The organism is Streptomyces sp. NPDC017890, assembly GCF_044328675.1.
Taxonomy (GTDB): domain Bacteria; phylum Actinomycetota; class Actinomycetes; order Streptomycetales; family Streptomycetaceae; genus Streptomyces.
Genome location: NZ_JBIRHU010000150.1, coordinates 1 through 1,339, shown reverse-complemented (window position 1 = coordinate 1,339; position 1,339 = coordinate 1). Strand labels below are relative to the sequence as shown.

At 59.4% G+C, this 1,339-nt stretch carries 2 protein-coding genes and 1 pseudogene; 1 reads left to right on the top strand and 2 read right to left on the bottom strand.

Translation table 11 applies throughout. The features are described 5' to 3' along the window. Positions 1-186 (top strand): annotated as a pseudogene (locus tag ACH4F2_RS36155) (DUF1016 domain-containing protein); the annotation flags it as partial. A gap of 129 nt (positions 187-315) precedes the next feature. On the opposite strand, the gene ACH4F2_RS36150 reads toward ACH4F2_RS36155, so the two are convergent. After that, a complete protein-coding gene (locus ACH4F2_RS36150) occupies positions 316-1,113 on the bottom strand; it encodes a hypothetical protein (protein ID WP_351645199.1) in 798 nt (265 codons plus the stop codon). Next, on the bottom strand, positions 1,113-1,339 hold a 227-nt coding region (locus ACH4F2_RS36145; RefSeq protein ID WP_398136822.1), incomplete at its 5' end, for a hypothetical protein. The genes ACH4F2_RS36145 and ACH4F2_RS36150, both read right to left, overlap by 1 nt.

Genomic DNA, 1,339 nt, shown 5'->3' with positions numbered 1-1,339 from the left:
AACGTCGTCCGGTATTCACTTGCCGGGACAACTGCACCCCTCGCCGTAGCCGACTACACCTATGAGACTCTCCCCTCCCAGGTTCGCGATCTCGTCCCTACCGACGACGAGATCGCGGCAGCTGTGGAAGCCACTGTTTCCGAACTCGACTCCCAACTGCCCGTCAAACCTGACAACTCCGGCTGAGAGGCGCCATTCGATTTTCGAACCTGGCCGACATATCCTCTGGTGCCGAGATCGCTACCGGTGTTTCGCACGAGGGTCTGCGAACGCGATGCCTGGTCCCGCCCGGTGCGTCGAGGAGCAGGGGGAGTTCTATGTCCAGTCGATGTGGACGGATTCGATGGAATCGAAGTGAAATCCGAAAGTGTCGCCGTACTGGTCGAATCCCTTGTTTTCCGGGTAATCCATCGTGGCGTGACGTTCGAGGATGGCAACCACTCGGGCATGATCGTCGTTGGCCAAAGCCATGGCGAGTTCTCGTGTTTCGTCGAGACTGAAGGGGCTGTCGGAGTTCGCGAAATCGAGGGTACGCACTCGATAGTCGTAACCTTCTTCGGAACCGTTGCGGACGGACACTCCCCCGCGGACTCGGATGGTGGCCTTTTTGGGTTGCCCGTCGGGTCGTAGGACGCCGGCGCGGTCCATGATGTCGCGAGCTTTGACGTTTTTGAGTTTCTTTTTCGCGTCAGCGCGCAGTTCGTTCGTTTCCCCGGAACGGTAGCGAGAGACCCCTGATCGTGAACGGCCGATTTTCTTTGCGACAGCGTCGATTCCGCCGAGGCGTTCGATGGCGGCTCGCCGTTGTGCACGTTCGGTGACGTCGGGGTGCGGGATTCGTCCTTGCTGCGCCCAGCGGCGCAGTGTTCGGTCAGAGGGTGGCTTTCTCCCGGCGTCGACAGCTGCTTGCCGTAGGCCTTCTTTACCGATTTCGGTACGGAGCTGGCGTACGGAGACTTTGCTGGTGAGTCCGGCCAATCCCCCACTTTTGACCGATTTCGATTTTTCGACACCACTGGTCGCTGCTGTCGAGACGGATACGTTGAGTCCGTCCAAGCCGACGGTCTTCTGTGCGGGTTTGGTTGATCGCGGTTTCGGAAGATGCAGGGCCACTATATGTTTCCTTCATCTTCGTCGGTGAACGCAGCTTTGAGTGCGAGGTTGATCTCGTGGGTGTCGCGTGCGTCGGTCAGCATGACGGTTATGTTTTCGGTGAGCGGGGCGCTCTTTTCCAGAGTCATTTTCCCGAGTGCGTCACTCTCGTCTGCGATGTCGATGCCCGGGGGCAGGGGGTAGACCCAGGAGTCGGTGACGGTGCGCAGTGGCCAACGCCCGGTTT